At 57.1% G+C, this 22,864-nt stretch carries 23 protein-coding genes; 12 read left to right on the top strand and 11 right to left on the bottom strand.

Annotation, left to right across the window (positions count from 1 at the left end; genetic code table 11):
• Positions 1–16 precede the first annotated feature (16 nt).
• Positions 17–2,920 (top strand): DNA polymerase I, encoded by a 2,904-nt coding sequence (gene polA, locus ACFQ14_RS11310; protein WP_377212837.1) that lies wholly within the window; start codon positions 17–19, stop codon positions 2,918–2,920.
• A 424-nt stretch (positions 2,921–3,344) separates the two neighbouring features.
• On the opposite strand, the gene pdeM is transcribed toward polA, so the two are convergent.
• Positions 3,345–4,175, bottom strand: a complete 831-nt coding sequence (pdeM, locus tag ACFQ14_RS11305; RefSeq protein WP_377212836.1) for a ligase-associated DNA damage response endonuclease PdeM — start codon at positions 4,173–4,175, stop codon at positions 3,345–3,347.
• A gap of 46 nt (positions 4,176–4,221) precedes the next feature.
• On the bottom strand, positions 4,222–4,989 hold the full coding sequence (gene nth / locus ACFQ14_RS11300; protein WP_377212835.1) for an endonuclease III: 768 nt from the start codon (positions 4,987–4,989) through the stop codon (positions 4,222–4,224).
• Between the two features lie 21 nt (positions 4,990–5,010).
• On the opposite strand from nth, the gene ACFQ14_RS11295 reads away from it, so the two are divergent.
• From ACFQ14_RS11295 to ACFQ14_RS11285, 3 genes are all read left to right on the top strand, one after another.
• Positions 5,011–5,496, top strand: coding sequence for a DUF2244 domain-containing protein (locus ACFQ14_RS11295; protein WP_377212834.1), 486 nt, complete (start codon positions 5,011–5,013; stop codon positions 5,494–5,496).
• Positions 5,497–5,582: 86 nt separating this feature from the next.
• Positions 5,583–6,521: a methylated-DNA--[protein]-cysteine S-methyltransferase gene (locus ACFQ14_RS11290; protein WP_377212833.1), complete on the top strand. Its 939-nt coding sequence runs from the start codon at positions 5,583–5,585 to the stop codon at positions 6,519–6,521.
• Positions 6,522–6,532: 11 nt separating this feature from the next.
• Positions 6,533–7,216, top strand: coding sequence for an endonuclease III domain-containing protein (locus tag ACFQ14_RS11285; protein ID WP_377212832.1), 684 nt, complete (start codon positions 6,533–6,535; stop codon positions 7,214–7,216).
• Here the strand turns inward: ACFQ14_RS11285 and ACFQ14_RS11280 are convergent.
• The 5 genes from ACFQ14_RS11280 to ACFQ14_RS11260 form a co-directional block, all read right to left on the bottom strand.
• Complete coding sequence (locus ACFQ14_RS11280) at positions 7,213–8,850, bottom strand: cisplatin damage response ATP-dependent DNA ligase (protein WP_377212831.1); 1,638 nt, start codon at positions 8,848–8,850, stop codon at positions 7,213–7,215. The two genes, ACFQ14_RS11285 and ACFQ14_RS11280, sit on opposite strands and share 4 nt — an antisense overlap.
• Positions 8,847–9,857 carry a ligase-associated DNA damage response exonuclease gene (locus ACFQ14_RS11275; RefSeq protein WP_377212830.1) on the bottom strand — a complete coding sequence of 337 codons (1,011 nt, stop codon included), beginning with the start codon at positions 9,855–9,857 and terminating at the stop codon, positions 8,847–8,849. Before ACFQ14_RS11275 ends, ACFQ14_RS11280 begins: the two co-directional genes overlap by 4 nt.
• Before the next feature lie 9 nt (positions 9,858–9,866).
• The gene (locus tag ACFQ14_RS11270; RefSeq protein WP_377212829.1) at positions 9,867–10,505 is read right to left on the bottom strand and encodes an SOUL family heme-binding protein; all 639 of its coding nucleotides are present in this window, start codon (positions 10,503–10,505) and stop codon (positions 9,867–9,869) included.
• Positions 10,506–10,580: 75 nt separating this feature from the next.
• Entirely contained in the window at positions 10,581–11,426 is an 846-nt protein-coding gene (locus ACFQ14_RS11265; protein ID WP_377212828.1) for a crotonase/enoyl-CoA hydratase family protein, read from the bottom strand.
• Between the two features lie 24 nt (positions 11,427–11,450).
• On the bottom strand, positions 11,451–12,905 hold the full coding sequence (locus ACFQ14_RS11260) for an aldehyde dehydrogenase family protein (protein WP_377212827.1): 1,455 nt from the start codon (positions 12,903–12,905) through the stop codon (positions 11,451–11,453).
• Positions 12,906–13,074: 169 nt separating this feature from the next.
• On the opposite strand from ACFQ14_RS11260, the gene ACFQ14_RS11255 reads away from it, so the two are divergent.
• Complete coding sequence (locus ACFQ14_RS11255) at positions 13,075–14,040, top strand: DUF1402 family protein (protein WP_377212826.1); 966 nt, start codon at positions 13,075–13,077, stop codon at positions 14,038–14,040.
• Positions 14,041–14,046: 6 nt separating this feature from the next.
• On the opposite strand, the gene ACFQ14_RS11250 is transcribed toward ACFQ14_RS11255, so the two are convergent.
• Genes ACFQ14_RS11250 through ACFQ14_RS11235 form a run of 4 tightly spaced genes read right to left on the bottom strand, consistent with a single transcriptional unit; the run spans position 14,047 to position 16,854 of the window.
• Entirely contained in the window at positions 14,047–14,436 is a 390-nt protein-coding gene (locus tag ACFQ14_RS11250) for a helix-turn-helix domain-containing protein (RefSeq protein ID WP_377212825.1), read from the bottom strand.
• Position 14,437: 1 nt separating this feature from the next.
• Positions 14,438–15,025 (bottom strand): Smr/MutS family protein, encoded by a 588-nt coding sequence (locus tag ACFQ14_RS11245; RefSeq protein WP_377212824.1) that lies wholly within the window; start codon positions 15,023–15,025, stop codon positions 14,438–14,440.
• Entirely contained in the window at positions 15,025–16,116 is a 1,092-nt protein-coding gene (gene mltA / locus ACFQ14_RS11240) for a murein transglycosylase A (RefSeq protein WP_377212823.1), read from the bottom strand. The genes ACFQ14_RS11245 and mltA overlap by 1 nt, the downstream gene beginning before the upstream one ends.
• An 18-nt stretch (positions 16,117–16,134) precedes the next feature.
• On the bottom strand, positions 16,135–16,854 hold the full coding sequence (locus ACFQ14_RS11235) for a Tim44/TimA family putative adaptor protein (RefSeq protein ID WP_377212822.1): 720 nt from the start codon (positions 16,852–16,854) through the stop codon (positions 16,135–16,137).
• 186 nt (positions 16,855–17,040) lie between these two features.
• Between ACFQ14_RS11235 and ACFQ14_RS11230 the strand changes: the two genes are divergently transcribed.
• The 7 genes from ACFQ14_RS11230 (at position 17,041) to accD (ending at position 22,845) form a co-directional block, all read left to right on the top strand.
• Positions 17,041–17,532 (top strand): FxsA family protein, encoded by a 492-nt coding sequence (locus ACFQ14_RS11230; RefSeq protein WP_377212821.1) that lies wholly within the window; start codon positions 17,041–17,043, stop codon positions 17,530–17,532.
• 119 nt (positions 17,533–17,651) lie between these two features.
• Positions 17,652–18,176: a protein-export chaperone SecB gene (secB, locus tag ACFQ14_RS11225; RefSeq protein ID WP_377212820.1), complete on the top strand. Its 525-nt coding sequence runs from the start codon at positions 17,652–17,654 to the stop codon at positions 18,174–18,176.
• A 96-nt stretch (positions 18,177–18,272) separates the two neighbouring features.
• Positions 18,273–19,037, top strand: a complete 765-nt coding sequence (locus tag ACFQ14_RS11220) for a M48 family metallopeptidase (RefSeq protein ID WP_377212819.1) — start codon at positions 18,273–18,275, stop codon at positions 19,035–19,037.
• Between the two features lie 33 nt (positions 19,038–19,070).
• A complete protein-coding gene (locus ACFQ14_RS11215) occupies positions 19,071–19,727 on the top strand; it encodes a phosphoribosylanthranilate isomerase (RefSeq protein WP_377212818.1) in 657 nt (218 codons plus the stop codon).
• A gap of 14 nt (positions 19,728–19,741) precedes the next feature.
• A complete protein-coding gene (gene trpB / locus ACFQ14_RS11210) occupies positions 19,742–20,959 on the top strand; it encodes a tryptophan synthase subunit beta (protein WP_377212817.1) in 1,218 nt (405 codons plus the stop codon).
• Between the two features lie 3 nt (positions 20,960–20,962).
• Positions 20,963–21,787, top strand: a complete 825-nt coding sequence (trpA, locus tag ACFQ14_RS11205; RefSeq protein ID WP_377212816.1) for a tryptophan synthase subunit alpha — start codon at positions 20,963–20,965, stop codon at positions 21,785–21,787.
• 110 nt (positions 21,788–21,897) lie between these two features.
• Positions 21,898–22,845: an acetyl-CoA carboxylase, carboxyltransferase subunit beta gene (accD, locus tag ACFQ14_RS11200; RefSeq protein WP_377212815.1), complete on the top strand. Its 948-nt coding sequence runs from the start codon at positions 21,898–21,900 to the stop codon at positions 22,843–22,845.
• Positions 22,846–22,864 lie beyond the last annotated feature (19 nt).

Below are 22,864 nucleotides of genomic sequence, written 5' to 3'. Positions count from 1 at the left end.
CGGAAAGGCATTTCCCTTGAAAAAAGGCGATCACCTGTTTCTTGTCGATGGCTCGGCTTATATTTTCCGCGCTTATCACGCTTTGCCGCCTCTGACGCGCAAATCCGACGGCTTGCCGATTGGCGCCGTGTCCGGTTTTTGCAACATGCTGTGGAAACTGCTGCAAGAAGCGCGTGACACGTCTGTGGGTGTCACACCTACCCATTTCGCCGTGATTTTCGACCACTCGTCGACCACGTTCCGCAACGAAATATACCCTGAATACAAGGCCAACCGCGACGCGCCGCCGGAAGATTTGCGCCCGCAATTTGCGATCATCCGTGAGGCAACCCGCGCGTTTGACGTGCCGTGCATCGAGAAAGAAGGCTATGAGGCCGACGACATCATTGCCTCCTATGCGCGAGAGGCGGTGGCGGCAGGCGGCGATGTGACGATCATTTCGTCAGACAAAGACCTGATGCAGCTCATCAACGATAACGTCATCATGTATGACACGATGAAGGACAAACGGGTTGCTAGCGCCGAAGTGATCGAGAAATTCGGCGTTGGGCCGGAGAAAATGATCGACCTGCAATCACTGGCGGGGGATTCAACCGACAACATTCCCGGCGTTCCTGGAATCGGACCGAAGACGGCGGCGCAATTGCTGGAAGAGTTTGGTGATCTGGAAACGCTGCTGGAGCGGGCGGGTGAGATTAAACAAAACAAGCGGCGCGAAAACCTGATCGAATTTGCCGATCAAGCGCGGCTATCCAAACGCCTCGTCACGCTGGACGTGAACACGCCGCTGGATGTGCCGGTGGAAGACTTGGCGCTGAATTCAGTCGATGGCCCCAAACTGATCGCCTTCCTGAAAGGGCTGGAACTCAACACGCTCACGCGCCGCGTGGCAGCGGAAACGGAAGCCGATGCGGCAGCCATCGACGCCAGCGAGATTTCCGCAGACGGCTACGAACAGCGCGGGCCGGACTTCGATGCACCGGCCGAAAGCGCTTCCACCGAGGGCGGCAGCACACCGTCAGGTTTGGTTGAAAAAGTCACTGCGGCGATGGCCGCAATGCCGGTGGACACGAGCGCTTATGAGACCGTCCGCGACGAGGCGGCTCTGCAAAGCTGGATCGACGCAGCGCACGAGGCAGGTGTGGTGGCAGTGGACACCGAGACGGATTCGCTCGACGCCATGCAGGCGCAGCTGGTGGGCGTGTCGTTAGCCGTTGCGCCGGGCAAGGCTTGCTACATTCCTCTCGGGCATATGTCTGGCGAGGGCGACATGTTTGGAGGCGGCTTGGTGGCGGACCAGATCGACCGCAACCGCGCATTGGAGATGCTCAAACCGCTGCTGGAAGATGCGTCCGTTCTGAAAATCGCGCAGAACATGAAATACGACTGGCTGCTTCTCTCACGCCCTGAAAATGGCGGGATCCACATCGCACCGTTTGATGACACGATGCTGCTTTCCTACGTGCTGGACGCTGGCCGCACCAAGCACGGCATGGACGCGCTGAGCGAAGCCATTCTTGGCCACACGCCGATCTCCTACAAAGACGTGGCAGGCACAGGCAAAAGCGCGGTATCGTTCGCGCAGGTGGAGATCGATAAAGCCACAGCCTACGCCGCCGAAGACGCTGACATCACCCTGCGGCTTTGGAAAATCCTCAAAGCGCGGCTTACGGCAGAAGGAATGAACACGGTCTATGAGCGGCTGGAACGCCCTCTTGTGCCGGTGATCTGCCGGATGGAAGCGCGGGGCATTTCCGTTGACCGTCAAATTCTATCGCGCCTTTCCGGCGAACTGGCTCAGAAAGCGGCGGCTATTGAATCAGAAATTTATGAGTTGGCCGGGCGGAAATTCAATGTCGGTTCGCCCAAGCAATTGGGTGAAATTCTGTTTGACGAAATGAACCTGCCGGGCGGCAAGAAAACCAAGACGGGCCAATGGGCGACGGGCGCACAGCAACTGGAAGACCTCGCCGCAGAGGGCCACGATCTGCCGCGCAAAATCGTCGATTGGCGGCAGCTTTCGAAGTTGAAATCGACCTACACCGACGCCCTGCCCGGCTTTATCAACCCGCAGACCAAGCGGGTCCACACATCCTATGCGATGGCCTCCACGTCTACGGGGCGGCTGTCGTCATCCGATCCAAACCTGCAGAACATTCCCGTTCGTACGGAAGAGGGACGCAAAATCCGCACAGCTTTCGTGGCTGAGCCGGGCTTCAAGCTGGTCAGCGCCGATTACAGCCAAATCGAACTGCGCGTGCTGGCCCATGTGGCCGATATTCCGCAGCTCAAGCAGGCTTTTGCCGATGGCATCGACATTCACGCCATGACGGCGAGCGAGATGTTCAACGTGCCTGTGGAAGGCATGGACCCGATGATCCGCCGTCAGGCCAAGGCGATCAACTTTGGCATTATCTACGGCATTTCCGCCTTTGGATTGGCGAACAATCTGGGTATCGGACGGTCGGAGGCGGGCGACTACATCAAGATGTATTTCGAGCGCTTCCCCGGCATCCGCGACTACATGGACAGCACAAAAAAGTTCGCCAAAGAGCATGGATTTGTGGAAACGATCTTTGGCCGTAAAGCACACTACGAAGAAATCCGCTCGTCCAACCCGCAAGTGCGTGCGTTCAACGAACGCGCCGCCATCAACGCGCCCATTCAAGGCAGCGCGGCCGACATTATCCGCCGCGCCATGGTGCAGATGGAAGGTGCTTTAGGCGAGGCCAAACTGAACGCGGAAATGCTGCTACAGGTCCATGATGAACTGATCTTCGAGGTGCCGGAAGCCGAGGTGGACGAAACCATCACGCTGGTAACGAAAATCATGGAAAACGCCACAATGCCGGTGATGCAGTTGAGTGTTCCCCTGCAGGTGGACGCACGCGCGGCAGACAATTGGGACGAGGCGCACTAATTTACGCGCTCAAGTTGCCACCATCACTGATGGTCTGAAGCCGCTTTGCGACTTGTGCATTTTTGCACATCGCGGAGCACGGGAGTGTTTGATTATGGAAACCATCAAGGCGAGCTATCGCCAATTAAAGGTTCATAAATTACACTTCGAGAGGCAAACACCATGACCACGCAATTGATCTTTGCTGCTGCCGTTGTTGCAATCGGCAGCATCTTTGTACCGCAGGTTTCCCACGCCGCGGGAGCGAAAGGCACCGTATCAAATCCATACAGCCGGAAAAGTACATCTGAGGTAAACCGTCTGACAAAAAATCGCAGTATTCCGCGGACCTGCGGCACGAGAACAACCAAGAGCAAGAGCGGGATTGCGGGAACGAGGCAGCGCAAAACCATCCGAGCATGCGCGACATTCACCTACAAATAGCCTAGCGCAACTCACTGCCGGCTATCCGATACACCTGCCCGTTGCCGCGCATGAGAGCGTGGAAGTTGCGGCCTTCGAACAGGCCCGCATAAGCCTCGTGGCGCACGTCCAAGCCGCCGGTATAAGCGCCGAAGCTGGGGAGGATCATGCGGGTTTCGCTGGCGGCGAAGCATGAGCGACGCACGTTGCGACCGCGACGCATCAAGCGTGCTTTGGGATGCAAATGTCCTGCTAATTCACCCAAGGCATCTTCCACTTGCGGTTCGTGACGGAAGATCAGGCCAGCTTCGCGCAGTTCGTCAGCGACATCGCCGCCGAGGCCGACGGGTGGTTCGGGGTCGTGGTTTCCGGTGATCCACAGCCAATCGCGACCCTTCATAAAGCCGCTGATTGTTGCTTGGTTGGCGGGCGAGAGCCGCGCAGAAGCGTCTGTATCGTGGAAAGAGTCCCCCAAGGCGATCACCCGCTTGGGGTTCCACTTTTCAATCATTTTGTCGAAGCGGCGCAGTGTCGTCTTTGTGTCGTAAGGTGGGATCAATTGGCCACGGCGGGCGAAGCTGGAGCCTTTCTCCAAGTGTAGATCGGCGACAATGAGAGTGTCAGCAGCTTCCCAAAAAGCGATGCCTTCAGCGTCCGTGAGCAACCAATGGCCGTTGATCTGATGCGGGCAGCAGCCTGACGTATCGCGCGTTGATTGAAGCGCCGCGCTTTCGTCCAAGGCCAATTGCAATTGTGCCATCAGGGTGTCGTCGTCCACGTTTTGCGACGCTTTCACCGTTCGCGCACCACGCCCCATTGGCGGCTGGCGATAAGGAAGGGTCGAATCATTCACGCCGTCACCATACAGCACAAACCACGAACATCCACCGCGCCGGTCATCAGTCTTCCAGCCTCACGATGGGCGCGGGAATATCGGTGGTCTTCTCCCGCGATTTGCACAGATCGGCGATGACGCAGGCTTCGCAATCGGGCTTGCGGGCCTTGCAGACATAGCGACCATGCAAAATGAGCCAGTGATGGGCATGGAACAAATAATCGCGTGGGATGCGCCGCTCCAGAATGAACTCCACATCATCGACCGTCTTGCCCGGCGCGATGCCGCAGCGGTTGCCTATGCGGAAAATATGGGTATCGACGGCAATCGTCGGCACGCCGAATGACATCGACAACACCACATTGGCCGTCTTGCGCCCGACGCCCGCCAGTTCCACCAGCGCGTCACGGTCTTGGGGCACGATGCCGCCGTGGCGCTCGATCAATTGCTCGCAAAGTTTGATGACGTTCTTGGCCTTGTTGCGATAAAGGCCGATTGTTTTGATGTAGTCGCGCACCTTCTCTTCGCCCAACGCCAACATCTTTTGCGGCGTGTCGGCTACCTTAAACAATTCCTTGGTCGCCTTGTTCACCCCCACATCAGTCGCCTGCGCAGATAGAACGACGGCCACAAGAAGTGTGAACGGATTGACGTGGTCCAACTCGCCCTTTGGTTCCGGCCTTTGCTGGCGGAAGCGCTCAAAGATCTCGACCAATTCGTCTTGAGTGTATTTCGCCCGTGGCAGCTTGCGTTTCAGCTTGAGACGCGGCGGATCGGGCCGCTCGATATCGCGAAACGGTGCCTGCGACGATTTTTGATTTTCCTGTTTCATGGGGTGATCTATACTGAGCAAATGAGCGCGCACAACATCACCGCCGACGATCTCGTTTTTGCCGCACGGCTAACCCCCTATCGCTCGCTCGATGGGCAGGGTTTTCGCATTCTCATGGGCGTGTTCGGGCTGATCTGTTTTGGTGTGGGTGTTTTTTTCTTTGCGCTGGGTCTGTGGCCTGTCCTTGGCTTTATGGGGCTGGATTTTCTGCTGATTTATTGGGCCTTTAAAGCCAATTACCGTTCGGCTAAAGCTTATGAGGATGTGGAAGTTTCCCGCGCGCACGTTCTGGTGCGCAAAGTAACGCCAAAAGGGCGCGAGCAAGAGCATCGCTTCGACCAATTTGGCACACGGTTTGAAGTGGAACGCCACGACGAGATCGGCATCACGAAAATGCGGGTTGCGAATCGCGCAAAGGCCGTGGAGTTGGGCTATTTCCTCAACCCACTCGACCGCGAAAGTTTCGCTGAAGCATTTTCCAACGCCCTTTCCCGCGCCAAGCGATAGTTTTCTTCCTCGTGCAGGTATCGGGTGGCTGTGTACGGCGCGATGCGGTTTGCTGACTTCACACAAACGATGTGCGAGGTTTTGCCATGACATACCAACCCGACATGACCAGCCTGACCCCGTCAGCCGATCTGCATGAGCGCCACAGTGACTATGTGATCGTGCGGCAGGTTCTGGAGCATCTGACGGAAAACTGGCGCGATCACCCGACGATGGACGAGTTGTCGGCACTGACCGGTCTTGGCGAAACACGGCTGCAAAAGACGTTCACCCGCTGGGCGGGGCTGTCGCCCAAGGCTTTCCTGCAGGCACTCACCTTAGACCACGCCAAGCGGCTGCTTGGCGATGGCTTGCCGCTGTTGGATACGGCTTATGAGCTTGGCCTTTCCGGCCCGGGGCGGCTGCACGATCTGTTCGTGACCCATGAAGCCATGTCGCCGGGGCAATTCAAGGCAAAGGGCGAGGGGTTGGAAATTCGTTATGGGTTTCACCCATCCCCTTTTGGTATGGCGCTCATCATGGCCACGGATCGCGGGCTTGCTGGCATCGCTTTTGCCGATGATGATACGGGCGAAAGTCTTGGGCGGCACCAGGGCAAGAGCCAGATTTTTGACCGCAAGACGGCGCTGGAAGATATGGTGAAGCGCTGGCCTAAAGCGCAGTATTTCGAGGACGAAGCGGCGACTGCGCCCTATGCGGCGCGGGTGTTCGACCCTTCCAAGTGGCGTGCGGAGGAGCCTTTGCGGGTTGTCTTGATTGGCACGGATTTTCAAATTCGTGTTTGGGAAGGTCTGCTCAACATTCCGCTCGGTGGTGCGACGACCTATTCGGGCCTTGCGCAATCACTGGGCCGCCCCGATGCGCCCCGCGCTGTGGGAACGGCGGTTGGCCGCAACCCGATTTCGTTTGTGGTGCCGTGTCATCGTGTCCTTGGAAAAGACGGCACGCTGACCGGTTATCACTGGGGTCTGACGCGCAAACGCGCCATGCTCGGCTGGGAAGCGGGCGTTGTGAACGCCGCATAGCGGAGAACTCTATGAGTCAAGCCAAACGCAAAGCCTTTGCCGAAGACCTGCTGAAGCCCAAACAGGTGGAAGAGCTCTACCGGCTGATGGAAAGCAACATGCCGGGCCGAACGCCGACTGCCAAAGGCCCGAAAGATCAGCCGGACCCTTTTCGCTCTTGTGTGTCGTGCATGCTGTCCGCCCAAAGCCGTGATCAAAACACGGCTGCCGCCTCACAGGCATTGTTCGCGCTGGCCGATACGCCCGGCGGGATATTGGCACTGGACGATGACGTGGTGGCACAGGCGATCAAGCCTGCTGGCCTCTACAACACGAAAACACGCAATCTGAAAAAGATGTGCCGTGCGCTGCTCGACGATCATGGCGGCGTGGTGCCGCAAACCCGCGAGGGCCTGATGAGCCTGCCCGGGATCGGGCGCAAATGCGCGGACATCGTGATGAGCTTCACCTTTGACCACGACGTTATCGCGGTGGACACCCACGTTCACCGCGTCTGCAACCGCACTGGCCTGGCGCAGGGCAAGACCGAAGCGCAGACCGCGCAAAGCCTCGAAGACCGCACACCCGACTGGGCCAAGCGCGATGGACATTTCTGGTTGCTGGAATTTGGCAAGAAGGTTTGCGCCTCACGCGCACCCAAATGCGAGACGTGTTTCGTCAACCACCTGTGCGTGTTTTACGCGGGGCGCGATTAAGCCAACAGCGCTTCCACGCTTTCAATCGTGTCCGCCTCGTTCGGCGGCTTGTCCCAGCGCAGACGGGAAATGCGTGGGAAACGCATGGCCACCCCGGATTTGTGACGCGTTGACCGTTGCAGGCCCTCGAAGGCGACTTCCAACACCAAGCCTTGCCCCCGGTTGGCAGTGACTGACCGGACGGGGCCGAAGCGCTCGCGGGTGTTGTCGCGGACATATTTGTCGATCTGCTTCAGTTCCTCGTCGGTGAATCCGAAATAGGCCTTGCCGACGGGCACGAGTTCATCGCCCTTCCAGACGCCGAACGTGTAGTCCGAATAATAGCTTGAGCGCTTGCCGTGGCCGCGCTGGGCGTACATCAGCACGGCGTCGATCAGCATCGGGTCGCGTTTCCATTTGAACCACGGGCCTTTGGGGCGACCGGGCACATAGACCGAGTCCCACCGCTTGATCATCACCCCTTCGATCACCGGATGGGGCAGGTTTTCGCGTGTGCTGGCCAGATGATCCCAATCCTCGAATTCAACCAATGGCGACAGATCAAACCCTGTCGTGTCGAGGTTTGGCAGAAAATCTTCCAGCCGCTTTCGACGGTCGCTGAAAGGGTCTTCGCGCAGGTTACGGCTTCCATCGGCCAGCAGATCGTAGGCCCGCACGAAGACAGGATGGGAGGCGAGCAGCTTCTTGGAGACCGTCTTGCGGTTAAGCCGCTGCTGCAAATCGCTGAACGAACCCACTTCAATCGTGCCATCGGATTGCGGACGGCCCACCAGCAGTTCGCCATCGAGCGAACCTTCAAAATCCATACGCTCCAGCAAATCGGGAAAGGCGCGGCCAATGTCGTCACCGGTTCGCGAATAGAGACGGCGCGTGCCCGCCTCACTCGTCACCTGAACGCGAATGCCGTCCCATTTCCACTCAGCCGCATAGTCCTGCGGATCGAGTTTGCGCATGTCGGTATCGGCCAGCGGATTGGCGAGCATGACAGGGCGAAAGGGTGCGGCAGCGAGGTGTTTGGGCTTCGGCGCGCCGCCCGTCAGCCAGGCGAAGAGATCGGTGTAGGGGATTTCCAGCCCGTGCCAGAGTTCCTCGATTTCGATGACATCAAGGTTGCCCAGTTGCGCCAGCGCCTGTTTGGCCAGCCGTGCCGACACGCCGATCCGCATGCCGCCGGTAATGAGTTTCAGCAGCGCATAGCGGCCAGAAGCGTCCAGTTGATCCAACCAATCCGCCACCTGCCGCATGGCCTGCGTCTTGCCAAGGCTGTTCAGCGTTTCAACGATGTGGGTGAGCGTGAGCGGGATAGCTTCCTCGCTTGAAGCGGGTTGGGCGGGGGCTGCCCCCGGTTTCATGGTGCGCCGGTCGGCATCCCAAACCAATGCGACAGTCTCCGCCAAATCGCCCACATAGTCATAGGAAAGCCGAAACAACTCCTCGTCCATCCGCTCCGCCACGAGCTCGCGCAACATGGCAGGCTTCACCGAAGCCACATCCAAATCCCGCGTAATCGCCGCCAGCGCATAGCCCCGATCCGGGTCCGGCGTGCGCGAAAAATAATCCACCATCAAAGCAATCTTCTGATTGCGCGATGGGGTGAGGACTAGGCGGTCTAGAAGGTGGGCGAAGGATTTCACTCGTTCTCATCCTCATACCCAACCAAATGAAGCGGGCGGGCTTTGATGTTGTTCATGGTACACCAGCGCACCAGCGCGTCGTCGCGGCCGTGGGTGACCCAGACCTCCTTGGGGGCGACTTCCAAAATTGTGTCGAGCAGTTCGTCCCAGTCGCAGTGATCGGACAGGATGATGGGCAGTTCGACGCCGCGTTGTTTGGCGCGTTGGCGCACCTGCATCCAGCCGGAGCAGAAACAGGTGATTGGGTCAGGGAAGCGCCGTGCCCATTTGTCGGTGAAGGCCGATGGCGGGCCAAGCACGATCGCGCCCGCAAAGTCGCCCTTCTTGCTGTTGGCCACCGTTGCCGGTTCCAGAACCCCCAGATCAATTCCCTGGCTTTCGTAGTAGTCGCACAATTTGGCCAGCGAACCGTGAATGTAGATGGGAGCGTTGTGGCCAGCCCCGCGGATAAGGCTGATGACCCGCTGCGCCTTACCCAAGGCATAGACGCCAACCAGATGGGCGCTTTCGGGGAATTGGCGCACGGAAGCTATAAGTTTGTCGATTTCGGCGCGGTCGTTGGGGTGGCGGAAGACGGGGAGCGCGAAGGTGGCTTCTGTTATGAACACGTCGCAGGCGACGGGCTCAAATGGCTCGCAGGTCGGGTCTTTACGGCGCTTATAGTCGCCCGATGCGACGATTCGGGTGCCGTCGAATTCGACCAGAATCTGTGCTGAACCCAGCACATGGCCAGCGGGGTAGAAGCCGACTGTCACACCGTTCAGCGAAAACGTCTCGCGTAAATCAACAGCGTGGGGAGCTGTGCAGTGGTCTGCCCCGTAACGGATGGCCATGATGTCGAGCGTTTGCTGTGTGGCGAAAACCGTGTCGTGCCCTGCCCTTGCATGATCCGCATGGCCGTGGGTAATCAGCGCGGTTTCGACGGGCTGAACGGGATCAATATAGAAATCGCCGGGCGGGCAATACAGGCCCTTGGGCGTGGGGTGGAGAAGATCGTCAGGGCGCATAAAACGAGCTTAGCGCAAATCCTGCCAAACTTCCCACTTGCGATCAGCCTGCGGCACGCGGGGAGAGCTGTATCCGGCAATTGCGGGCGCTGCTGCCACTTCCAGATCGCGGGCTTCAGCAAATTCCGCTAACGCCTTTTCAGCCGCTTCAATGCGCTCCGGCGTGCGCGGACCTATGAAACCAAAGACAATGCGGCGCTCCTCCTCAAGCTGAACCAGCTTTACATTCTCGTCCAGCGGCTTGGGCAGTGTTTCCATCGTCCATTTGGATGGCATGGTGAAGCGCACGGTGTAGCTGCCGCTTTCGCTAGGGGCGGTCGTCACAGGCGCCGTCATGGCAATCTTCTCACCCGCTTGCGGCGTGGTCGTCACGGGTGCGGTCATTGCGATTTTATCGGAGCTGATGTTCTGACCGAAAATGTAGTTGGCCAGCGGACCGAAGCCCATGCTCGACGCCGCCTCGCGCGACGGGGCAGCAACGGTTACCTCAGCGACGATGCGTGGAGAATAAACGCGCAGCTCCACACCATCAGCTTGCTCGATAATTGCGTATTTCGGGGTTTCGATCCCACTTTCTGAGGCGGTGGCGTTAAACAGGTTCATTGTGGCGAGACCTGCAAGAAAAATGGTGAGGGCTTTGCGCGGCATGGGGACTTCCAGTCTTAAAGGACGGTTTTCTCTCTACCCCATAACGTGAGTGTTGGCTGCGAAAACGCCATGCGGCTAAATCTCTTCGTCGCGGGTCCAATCATAGGTGCCTTTGTCGCGCTCTTTCACAGCCTGTTTCCAACCCACCTTTTCAGAGCGGTGTTTGAAGTTGATCCCTTCAGGCGAATGACGGGTGATGCCATCAAACAGTGTGGCGAGGCGCTGGGTATTCATCAAGCCGGTCGCTTCGATGGCCTGATTGATTACCATTTTCTGCATGGCGAGTTGGTTGATCGGCACCGACGCCATTCGCGCGGCCATGGCTTCGACCTCATCATCAAGCTTTTCAGCTGGAACAGACTTGAGAATAAGGCCCATCTCCTCCGCCTCTTTGCCGGAGACCTTATCGCCTGTCAGCATCATGCGCTTCGCCTTTTCTGGGCCAAGCCGATAGACCCACATGGCTGTCGTCGGACAACCCCAAACACGGGCAGGCATGTAACCGATCTGCGCGTCGTCAGCCATGTAAGTAAGATCAGCGCACAGCGCGATGTCGGAACCACCGGCTACAGCATAGCCGTGAACCTTGCAGATGACTGGCTTCATCGCACGCCATATAGACATGAAGTGCTGCGTGTTGGCCCACATGAACTGGTAATCCTGCAGCGGATCCCATGGCATGTCTTGCGTGAACGGATTGTCGGGATCGGCGGCATATTCGGCCATGTCATAGCCAGCACAAAATGCTTTGCCAGCGCCAGACAAGATCATCACATGCACACCGCGGTCAGTGTCCGCCCGCTTTACCGCGTCTTCAAGAGCAGCAGGCAGATCATCGTCGATAGCGTTCATCCGTTCGGGACGATTGAGGATGATGCGGCCGATCCGGCCATCTTTTTCATAGAGAACCGGATCAGCCATAGTCGTATTCCTTCTGGCGAGTGCTTAGCCGTTGGGTGCGTCTGGGAACCAGCCACCGACGGCTTTGACTTCGAGGAACTCATCCATACCCCAAACACCGCCTTCGCGACCATTGCCGGACTGTTTGTAACCACCAAAGGGCGAACGAGCCGAGCGGCCCATGCCGTTCATGTCCACCATGCCCGTGCGCATGCGCCGGGCGACGCGATTGGCCTTTTCGCCGTCTTCGGTCTGGATGTAGTTGGTAAGCCCGTAGTCGGTGTCGTTGGCGATTTCGATGGCTTCTTCTTCGGTGTCGAAGGGCATCATCGCCAGAACAGGTCCGAAAATTTCCTCTCGCATGATCTTCATGTCGTTGTGGCAATCGGCGAAGATCGTCGGGCGCACGAAATAGCCGCGGTTCATGCCGTCGGGGCGGCCCAAACCACCGGCAACCAATGTCGCTTTATCTTCTTTGATACCAGCCTCGATCAGCGCCTGCACTTTGTCATACTGCATCTGCGAGACGAGAGGGCCGATGTGGCGGCCTTCGCGGGAAGCGAGGTCTACGGCAGTTTTTTCGGCTTGTGCCTTTGCCTGCTCCACAGCCTCGTCGTAGCGTGAGCGCTCGACCAACATGCGGGTCGGTGCGTTACACGATTGTCCAGTGTTGTTGAAGCACCGCATCACGCCCTGCTGAACCGCTTTTTCTGGCGCATCGGCAAACACGATGTTCGCGCCCTTGCCGCCCAGTTCCAGCGATACGCGCTTGACTGTTTCAGCAGCATTTTTGGTGATCAGACGACCAGCGCGGGTTGAGCCGGTGAAGGAAACCATGTCCACATCCTTGTGGCCAGACAGCGTTGTGCCGACGCCGGGGCCATCACCATTCACCAAATTGAAGACACCCTTGGGCACCCCCGCCTCATGGAGAATGTCGGCAAACAACATGCCGGACAGCGGAGACAGTTCCGATGGCTTCAAGATCATGGTGCAGCCGGTGGCGAGTGCGGGCATGACCTTCAGCGCGATCTGGTTCATTGGCCAGTTCCACGGTGTAATCAGGCCGCAAACGCCAATTGGCTCGTACAAAATTTTGTCGCGCGGAGCGTCTTCGCGCAGCGGGCGCTCGAATTCGAATTCCTCCAGCGTGTCAATAAAGCCCTGAATGTGATATGAGCCCGTGCCCGACTGAGATGTCTTTGACATATCAACGGGAGCGCCCATTTCCTTGGAAATTGTTTCGCCCATTTCGTCGGCGCGCTTGTTATAGATATCGAGAATCGAGCGCATCAGATCGAGTCTCTCTTTCTTGGTCGACCAAGCCCATGTTTTGAAAGCCGTCTTCGCCGCAGCGATTGCCGCTTCAGAATCAGCGGTGCCGCCGAGCGAAATCGTGTCCACAACTTCTTCGGTTGATGGATTGATTACGTCGAGGTCAGTGCCATCTATTGGATCAACCCATTGGCCGTTTATGTAAAATTGTTTTGCGTTGTTCATGCGCTTGCCCTCTCGGCGGTGCTAAATTCGTCCTGAGTGCCATTTAGGGCTTGGAAGGGCGTTGGACCACCCCCGAATTTGCGCAGGCGTCACTTTTCCGCCACGACATCACGGTGGAAAACGGCTATAGAGGCATCATATCCGCTCACGCCCTGCCCGTTTAATTTCCATGACCCGCTTTTCGATATTCTTCGCAGCCCTTGTCTTTGCAATTTTGCAGATAACGCCGAGCTTTGCGGCAAGTGTTGTGCCTCCTGGGAACCGCAATGCGACGCAGCCGAAAATTCCGGGGGGCTCCATCAAACGCACAAAGGCACGCAAAACGACGTTCGATAAAAAGTATCTGAAAATCCGAAATCTACTAGCGCGGGACAAGAAGCTGCGCGGCAAAATCAACAGCGCAGCAAAAGCATTTGGCATTGATCCGATTCATATCGCAGGAGCGCTTGTGGGCGAGCACACCTACAATGTGGACGCTTACGACCGCCTCCAGAATTATTACACGAAGGCGCTGTCCTATCTCGGCCAATCACTTTCGTTTGAATATGACGGGGTATCGGTGGTTGAGCTTATCAACCAGCCAGCTTTTAAGAAGTGCGGATCGCTGCGCAGCGATTATGACAAGTGGACGTGTCGCGAGTCCGTTTGGAACACGGCGTATCGGGGCAAAACAGTTGCCGGAAAGCGCTGGCCCAACTCACGATTTGGGCGCGTGTTCTTCCAGCCACTTTACGCAGGTCAGACATTCGGTCTTGGCCAGCTAAACCCGCTGACGGCGCTAAAGGTGAATGACCTCGTTCGCTCGAAATTTCCCCGCGAGCCGCGCCTTCGGGCAACACGTGCACCAGAAGTTTACAATACGATCATGGAGCCGGACTCGACGCTGATTTATATGGCCGCCGTGTTGCGCCATTCGATTGACGTCTATCGCTCAACCGCCGGCTACGACATTTCGCAAAATCCCGGTGTGACAGCGACGCTTTACAATCTTGGCAATGTAACGATACGGGCCCGACAATTGGCGGCAAAAAACAAGCGGCGCAAAGCACAAGGCAAGGCCGCGCTGCTGCCGCAGGAAAACTATTACGGCTGGTTGATCAACGATAAGCTCAGCGATCTGCGCACGCTGTTTTAGGTCAACTCAAGTCTTCGGCAGCGCTTGAGTAAGACGTTCAATTGTCTCTTCATCCCAGTGAGCAATATCTTCCGCGATCAAACATGCCAGCAAGGTGGCCTTGTCGGACAGATCAGAGGTATCGATCACCGCCTTTGGATCCGACAATTGTGCAAGGCGTTCTACGGCCTCCGCCTCGTCCCAAATCACGCCTAGATAACCGATAATCCTTTGCAGCAACGCGAAAGAAGGTTTGCCGCGTTTGCCGTGTTCCAGCGCAGATAGATACGCAGAAGACACGCCGATCCCCGCTGCCATTTCTTTTTGCGATATGCCCAACGCAGCGCGTTTGTCGCGCAGGTAGATACCCAACGGTGTCCAATTTTCACTGTTTTTGATACCGCGCCGCGTTACCATATCAGCGAAGGCCCCTGCCGCCTTTTTCACGCGGACGCCGCAAGCGTACATAAAAGGCGCCATCGCCGCCGTGTGTCGGATGGGCAACACGGAAGCCGTTGACGAGATGTGTGCACGGCGGCAATTCCAGCCAATGTGGCAGGCTTTGGCGCAACACACCGCGGCCGTCCATTCCCTTGCCGGTAATCACCAAAACGATGCGGTGTCCTGCGGCGCGCGAGAGTTCGAGGAAATCCACCAAGGCAAATCGCGCGCGGTCCGAGGTCATGCCATGCAGGTCCAGCCTAGCATCGACGTCGAGCCTGCCCTTGGCGAGCTTCTTCAGCACGGGCGGGTCAATGGGTTGGGCAGGCGTCAAAGGCTTGTGGCTGCTGGGCGTTGCTGGCGCAGGCGACGGCCGCGTATGAGGCGGTTGTGGCGGGTGAACTTTGCGGAAGGCTGGCGGTGGCGAGTGTTGGCTCGTGCTGTCCTCAAGCAAGGCGGCCAGTTCCGATTCCAAATCACGCTTACGCTCCGACATCGGCGTGGTTGAGCGTGCGACGCGACGCCACAAATGCTTGTCTTCGCCTGATAACATTTTGCGTTTCATCAGACCGTCAGCGCCTTTGGCATGAGCACGATCATGTCTGCAGCGTGCTGAATACGTCCAGCTTGCATCCCCGCAGCATCACCCGTGCCGCAGAAAATATCGCCACGTGCCGGCCCAACAATCGCGGAACCCGTATCATGGGCGATCATCAGCTTGCGGAACGGTGTGGTTTCGCCCGGCAGCGGTGTGTGGGTGGAAATGAAGAACGGAACGCCAAATGTGTGCAAGCTGCGGTCTACTGCAAGAGAGCGATGGGGCATGAGCGGCACTTTTGCAGCTGCGATTGGACCATCAACTTCGCCTGCCTCGCTTGCTTCAAAGAAAATATATGAACGGTTATGCGCCAGAACCTCGTCAAGTTGAGCGGGATTCTCCATCATCCAGTCGCGCAGCACGTCGCTGGTCATTTGCGCGGTTGTCACGCCCAAACGCTCGCACAACAAGCGGCCCAATGATGTGTAAGGATGACCGGTTTTTCCAGCATAGGTAACGCGTAGGCTTTCACCATCGGGCAGCATCAACTTCGCGGCGCCCTGAACGTGAATGAAGAACGCATCAACACGGTTACGCATCCACGCGATTTCAAGACCAAGCTCCGCAAGGGCTCCGGCATTGATGGCACCACGGTCCGGGCTTTGGACGATCTTTCCATTCGCCAGCCAGCCGTAGCGGTAAGTCTCGTCCAATTCCGGCGGGCGGTTATCGTCATTGAGATCAACAAGCTCAGGCGGACGGGCATACAGTGGTTCGGGAAAGGCTTCGCTTTGCTGGAGTGATGCTTGCATCTCCGGCTCAAAGAAGCCTGTCATGAAACCAGCGGCGGCATCTTGCTGAGGCATTACATGGTGCGGTTGAAAATGACGCTCGAAAAAAACTTTTGCATCAGAGGCGCTTGTATTGTCCGCCGCCAGGGCCTTTTCGCCAATAGCGGCTAAAGCAGTCCCGTCTTCGCCAAGCGCGCGGGTCTTGTAGGGCTTTTGCGCCATGCGGCGTGCGCTGCGCAGGAAAGCGGCAAAGGCTTGAGCGTGATCGTCCTGCGCCCACCCCTTGATGGAATCAAAGCTAAGCGGCTTGAGGGATGCAGTTTCCACGGCAGCTACTGCGCGAAATTAAGCATCGGTAGCAACGAGTTTCCAGTTTGGATCGCGGGACTTCACGGGGCGCGCAAAAGTCCAAACATCGACGATTTCGGCAACTTCCTGCAAATCTCCATCAACCACATCACCGGCTTCATTAAGCGTGGCAGAAATCATCTGGCTGACAAACCGCATAGTGATCTGCGCCTCTGTCTTGACCAGTTCGGCTGAGTCGATGTCAGCTTTTTCGATACCCACAAAACTCGCCTGAACGTGCTCGCCACGCTCGCGGCGCTCGTCGATTACGGCTTCGAAATTATCATAGACCTCACGGGACAGGAGTCCTTTAAGTGCGCGTTTGTCGCCATCGGCAAAGCCGGTAACGATCATTTCATAGGCGATCTTTGCGCCGTCGATGAATTCATCCGGGTCAAAATTGGGATCACGGGAACGGATGGCGGTCAGGCCCTGCTTCAGCGCGCTTTTCTTGCCAGCGATCGCCTCGATACGCTCGGCTACAGCGTCCGTGCCAGCCTCATCTGTCGCGCGGCGGGTCCGTGAGCCGGGCAAAGTGACCACATTGTCGTTGGCCTCAGCCGCTTCCGCGCCATCAGCAGCATCCTTCTTGTCGTCGTAAGGATTGAATGGCGGGGGCGCTTCATTTCCATTTCTGGTGCCCAGAACTTGACGCAAACGCCAGAATACGAAGATCGCCACAGCAAGCGGCAACAAGGTGAAAATGTCGAATTCCATGGTGCGTATCTTTCGATCTTCTAATTTGGTGCCGCAAACAGGAGGCATGCCCAATAGAGCAGGTGTTAGGCTTCATATAGCGATTTGAGACAACCATTCAAATGGCCGCAGCAATACCTATGTAAGAAACACGCCGTCAGCATATCCTTTAAGATGGCTACAAGACGCTTTTTTGGAAAGAATGCTATGCCCTTTGCCCTCATACCCTTCATGTTGCTGGTTGTGCCGATTGTCGAGATCGCTGCATTTATCGCCATCGGCCAGCAAATTGGCATTGGTCTGACGTTGCTGATGATCCTGGTCACCGCGATTATCGGCACTTTCCTGCTCCGCAGTCAGGGTTTTGCGATATTGGAGACGATCAAGACAGAAACCAACGCTGGCCGTGTTCCCGGTCGCGCTCTGGGTGATGGTGCGATGATCCTTGTCGCAGGCATTCTGCTGCTCACACCGGGCTTTGTGACCGATACTCTGGGTTTTCTGCTGTTCGTACCAGGCGTTCGAGGCGCGATCTGGAAGTTCCTTTCATCGCGAATCACGGTGGTTACACCAATGGATGCCGCCTTTAGGGACCGGGAACCGAGCAGTCCTTATGCGTCGGATGATGTGATCGATCTTGATGACAACGAATACCATGTCCAAGACCGCGATCCGAATTCACCCTGGAAAAAAGACTGACGCACTTGCTGTTAGAACGAGCTTTGCTTGCCTGAAATCATCGCGCATGTTACCGCGCGTAACGAAATTTGCGGGTTGCCTTAGCCTGCGCGAACAAGACAACAGGAATGGGAGCCGACATGGCCAAAAAAGCTGCACCTAAGAAATCGAAAAAAGACGAAGCGCCAGCGGCAGAAGCAGCCGGCGGTGCAGCTGAGGGTGGCGCGCCTTCGCTGGGCATTATGGCGCAATACATCAAGGATCTTTCCTTTGAAAACCCACATGCCCCCCATTCGCTGCGCCCACGCGAGAAGTCGCCTGAGATCAACATCAACATCAATGTGAACGCAAACCCGCTTTCGGAAACCGACTTTGAAGTCGAGCTGAAAATGGATGCAAGCGCCGGTGAAGGCGCGGATACAATGTTCAACGTGGAGTTGACCTATGGTGGCGTTTTCCGCTTGCAGAATATGCCGCAAGAATCGGTCGCCCCTGCGATTTTGATCGAGTGCCCGCGTCTGCTGTTCCCGTTTGCACGCCAAATCATCGCGGAAGCAACGCGCAACGGTGGCTTCCCGCCGCTGTTGATTGATCCGGTTGATTTTGCAGCCCTGTTCCAGCAGCGGATGGCTGAAGAGCAGGTGAAGAGTCAGGTTACAACGTAATCTGCGATTTTATCGGCCAACAATCGATGGGGCGCGCTCTCGGGGTGCGCCCTTTTTCTTTGGCGGACCCGGCAACGAATCATCTATAAAGCGATGATGCTCAATCTTCTCAAAAAACGCCCTCCGCCCAAGCAAGGCAAAGTTGAACGCTGGACCTTGCTCGAAATTGATGGGCGCAACGTTGATGTCCGTGTCGTGGAAAATCCGCGCACGTCGCGGCTGACGTTGCGGCTCGTGCCTGCGTCAAAAACCGAAGAGAGCCTGAAAGTCACCGTTCCACCGGGAACGCCGGAAGATGAGGTCGATGGCTTTTTGCAACGCAACCGCGCCTGGGCCGCTTCGCGCCTGTCGCGCTTGCCGGAAGTTACCCGTATTGCCGATGGGGTGACCATACCCTTGCGCGGCGTGCCACACAGGATCGTTCATTCCGGCATCGGGCGGGGCGTGGTTTCCATCGGCATGGAAGACGATGGGAAGGTCATCCGCGTTTTCGGCGATCCGAAGTTTCTGCCGCGCAAAGTGGCGGATTTTCTCAAGCGCCAAGCCAAGCAGGATTTGACCAAAGCAGTTGCTCATTACGCCGATGCCTTGGGCGTGAAACCCAAATCGATCACCATGCGGGATACAACAAGCCGCTGGGGCTCGTGCTCGTCTTCAGGTGCGCTCAATTTTTCGTGGCGCATCATTCTGGCGCCGCCCGAAGTGCTGAACTATCTGGCCGCACACGAAGTGGCGCATTTGCGTGAAATGAACCATTCGGACCGCTTCTGGGCGCATGTGCGTGACATTTGCCCCGATATGGAAACCCACAAAGCATGGCTGCGCCAGCATGGGGCAAAACTGCACGCGGTTGTTGCCTAGACTCTGCTGGCGCTGCGTGGCAGCAAACGCACCATGAGCATACCCGTCAAAATCTGCGGTCTTTCAACGCCCGAATCCGTGATCGCAGCCCGCGACGGCGGGGCTTCGCATTTGGGCTTTATTTTCTTTGTGAAAAGCCCTCGCCACGTTTCGCCAGAGCAAGCGCGAGATTTGGTGGCGCTGTCGGGCGATTGTCAGACGGTTGCTGTGAGTGTCGATGCAGATGACGCCTATCTCGATGCGATTGTCGGGACGATGGAACCTGATCTGTTGCAATTGCACGGCAGCGAGAGCCTGGAGCGTGTCGCAGAGGTGAAGTCGCGGTACGGTTTGCCCGTGATGAAAGCGCTTGCCGTGCGCGGGATTGATGATCTGGCGCGGGCGCAAATCTATGAAGGCCACGTTGATCTGTTGTTGCTGGACGCCAAGCCGCCAAAGGGCGCTGAACTGCCCGGCGGCAATGGCGTTTCTTTTGATTGGTCGTTGGTGGAGAATTTGCAAAGCCAAACGCCCATTTTACTGTCAGGTGGGATAGACCAATCCAACGTTAAAGAAGCCATCGCCCTTGTGCGCGATGCGGCGAATGGACTTGTTGGTCTCGATCTTTCATCTGGCGTTGAAAGCGCACCGGGTGTTAAAGACATGGCCAAGATAGCAGCCCTGCTGGAAGCCTCCAAAACGGGCGCGTAGAGAGAGTATTTGTTATGAACGTTCAGTCACCCAACTCATTCCGCATGGGGCCAGACGACGACGGCCAATTCGGTATTTTCGGCGGTCGATTCGTAGCCGAAACGCTTATGCCGAACATTTTGGAACTGGATGAAGCGTATAAAACCGCCAAGAACGATCCGGCTTTTCATGCCGAAATCGAAAACCTCAACACCCATTATACGGGCCGCCCAAGCGCGCTTTATTTTGCAGAGCGGCTGACCGAACATCTGGGCGGCGCTAAGGTTTATTTCAAACGAGACGAGCTGAACCACACCGGCAGCCACAAGATCAACAATTGCTTGGGGCAAATTTTGCTTGCCAAGCGCATGGGCAAAACGCGGATTATCGCGGAAACGGGTGCGGGCCAGCACGGCGTTGCAGCGGCGACGGTTGCCGCCCGTTTCGGCTTCCCCTGCATTGTCTACATGGGCGCGAAGGACGTGAAACGCCAATCGCCCAATGTGTTCCGCATGAAACTGTTGGGTGCTGAGATCGTCCCTGTGGAATCAGGTGCCGGCACGCTTAAAGACGCGATGAACGAAGCTCTGCGCGATTGGGTGACAAATGTTGAAGACACTTATTACCTTATTGGAACAGCCGCTGGCCCACATCCTTATCCGGAACTCGTGCGCGACTTCCAAAGCGTGATCGGTAAAGAGTGCCGCGAGCAAATGATGGCCGCCGAGGGCCGCTTGCCCGACATGCTTATCGCCTCCGTCGGCGGTGGCTCCAACGCTATCGGCCTGTTCCACCCGTTCCTTGATGATGAAGACGTGAGGATCGTCGGCGTTGAGGCGGGTGGCAAAGGTCTGGAAGGCGACGAGCATTGTGCTTCGCTGACCGCAGGCAAGCCTGGCGTGCTTCACGGCAACCGCACCTATTTGCTGCAAGATTCCGAAGGCCAAATCGAGGAAGGCGCGTCGATTTCTGCGGGGCTGGATTATCCCGGCATCGGGCCGGAACATTCATGGCTGAAAGACATTGGCCGCGTCGAATACGTGCCGATTATGGACACCGAAGCGCTCGAAGCGTTCCAGCTGCTGTGCAGGCTTGAAGGCATCATCCCCGCACTCGAACCCAGCCACGCGCTCGCCGAAGTCATCAAACGCGCGCCGACCATGGACAAAGACCAGATCATCGTGATGAACCTGTGCGGCCGTGGCGACAAAGATGTGCACACTGTCAGCGAACATTTGGGCGTGGAGCTTTAAAACATGACCCAACGCATGGACACACGCTTCGCCAAATTGGCGGAAGAGAACCGGCCTGCTTTCGTCACCTATTTCATGGGCGGCGATCCGGATTTGAAGACTTCCATCGAGATCATGAAGGGCCTGCCAGCGGCGGGGGCTGATGTGATTGAACTTGGTATGCCGTTTTCTGACCCTATGGCCGATGGCCCTGCCATTCAGGCGGCCGGTCTGCGGGCGCTCAAAGGTGGTCACACGATGGCGGCCACGTTTGCGATGGTGCGGGCGTTTCGTGAGACGGACAAAGAGACGCCGATCGTGGTCATGGGTTATTACAATCCGATCTATCAATATGGGCCGGAGCGGTTTCTTGACGAGGCGCTTGAGGCTGGCATTGATGGGATGATCGTTGTCGATCTACCACCGGAAATGGATGAGGAATTGTGCATTCCCGCCACCAAGCGCGACCTGAACTTCATCCGTCTGGCAACGCCAACGACCGACGCAAAGCGTCTGCCCAAAGTGCTCTCCAACACGTCCGGCTTTGTCTACTACGTCTCGATCAACGGCATTACGGGTGCAGCGACCCCGGACCCAACCCAAGTGTCCCAATCGGTTGCCCATATCAAAGCAAAGACCGACCTACCGATCTGCGTGGGCTTCGGCGTTCGCAATGCGGAGCAGGCGGCGATGATTGGGCGTGCGGCGGATGGCGTGGTGGTTGGCTCGGCCATCGTTTCAACAGTGGCAGACAGCCTGACCAACGGAATTGCCGGTGGCGAGACGGTTTCCGCGCCACTCGCATTGGTCTCGCAGATCGCAGAAGGTGTGCGCAACGCGCGTGCGTAGAGGCATCGTTCTGGTCATGGGCGCAAAAAATTGGCAATTCGGGATGCAGGCTCCATATTAAGCCGACACCATCAGCGGCGCAGGTCGACCGCGCAACAAAGAGCGATGCGATGAACTGGATCTCCGACTACGTTCGCCCAAAGTTTGATTTTTTTTCCCGCCGTGACATGCCGGAGAACCTCTGGATCAAAGATCCCGAGAGCGGCGAAATGGTGTTTCACAAGGATTTGGAGGCCAACCAGTGGGTTGTGCCTTCGTCCGGCCATCACATGTATATTCCAGCCGCAGAACGGCTGAGCCATTTTTATGACGATGGCGCGTTTGAGGTTTTGAAGCAGCCAGAAGTGGCTCAAGATCCGTTGAAGTTTCGCGACGAGCGGCGATACATTGACAAGCTGAAAGAGAGCCGGACCAAAACCAAGATGGACGACACCATCATGGGCGCTGTCGGCAAACTGTTTGGCATGGAAGTCACCTGCGCCGTTCATGAATATAAATTCATGGGCGGTTCGCTTGGCATGGCGGCTGGGGAAGCCATCGTGAAAGCGATGGAGGAAGCGGTGAAGCGCAAAACACCGTTTATCATGTACACCGCATCGGGGGGCGCTCGGATGCAAGAAGGTATTTTGAGCCTCATGCAATTGCCGCGCACCACGGTCGCTGTGCAAATGCTGCGAGAAGCCGGTCTTCCCTATATCGTCGTGCTCACCAATCCCACCACAGGCGGCGTGTCTGCCTCTTATGCGATGCTGGGCGATATTCACATCGCCGAACCGGGCGCGCTCATCTGTTTTGCCGGCCCGCGCGTGATTGAACAGACAATCCGCGAAAAGCTGCCTGAAGGTTTTCAGCGCGCAGAGTATCTAAAGGAACACGGCATGGTCGACATGGTTGTGCCACGCACTCAGCTTCGCGAAACGATTGGCGATTTACTATCTTTGCTGACAAAGCAGCCCAAGCGTGAAGAGATAGAGATCGTTGAAGAAGAAGCGTCTAACGAAGCGCCGACGGTAAAAGCGGAAGGCAAACCCGAAAAATCGGCTTCGAAAGCAGACTGACAGACTTCGCTCTTTTGAG

It is taken from the genome of Pseudahrensia aquimaris (assembly GCF_042676045.1).
In the GTDB taxonomy this organism is placed as follows: Bacteria; Pseudomonadota; Alphaproteobacteria; order Rhizobiales; family Rhizobiaceae; genus Pseudahrensia; species Pseudahrensia aquimaris.
Note: the sequence above shows the minus strand (reverse complement) of the source record. Positions and strands in the feature narration are given on the sequence as shown.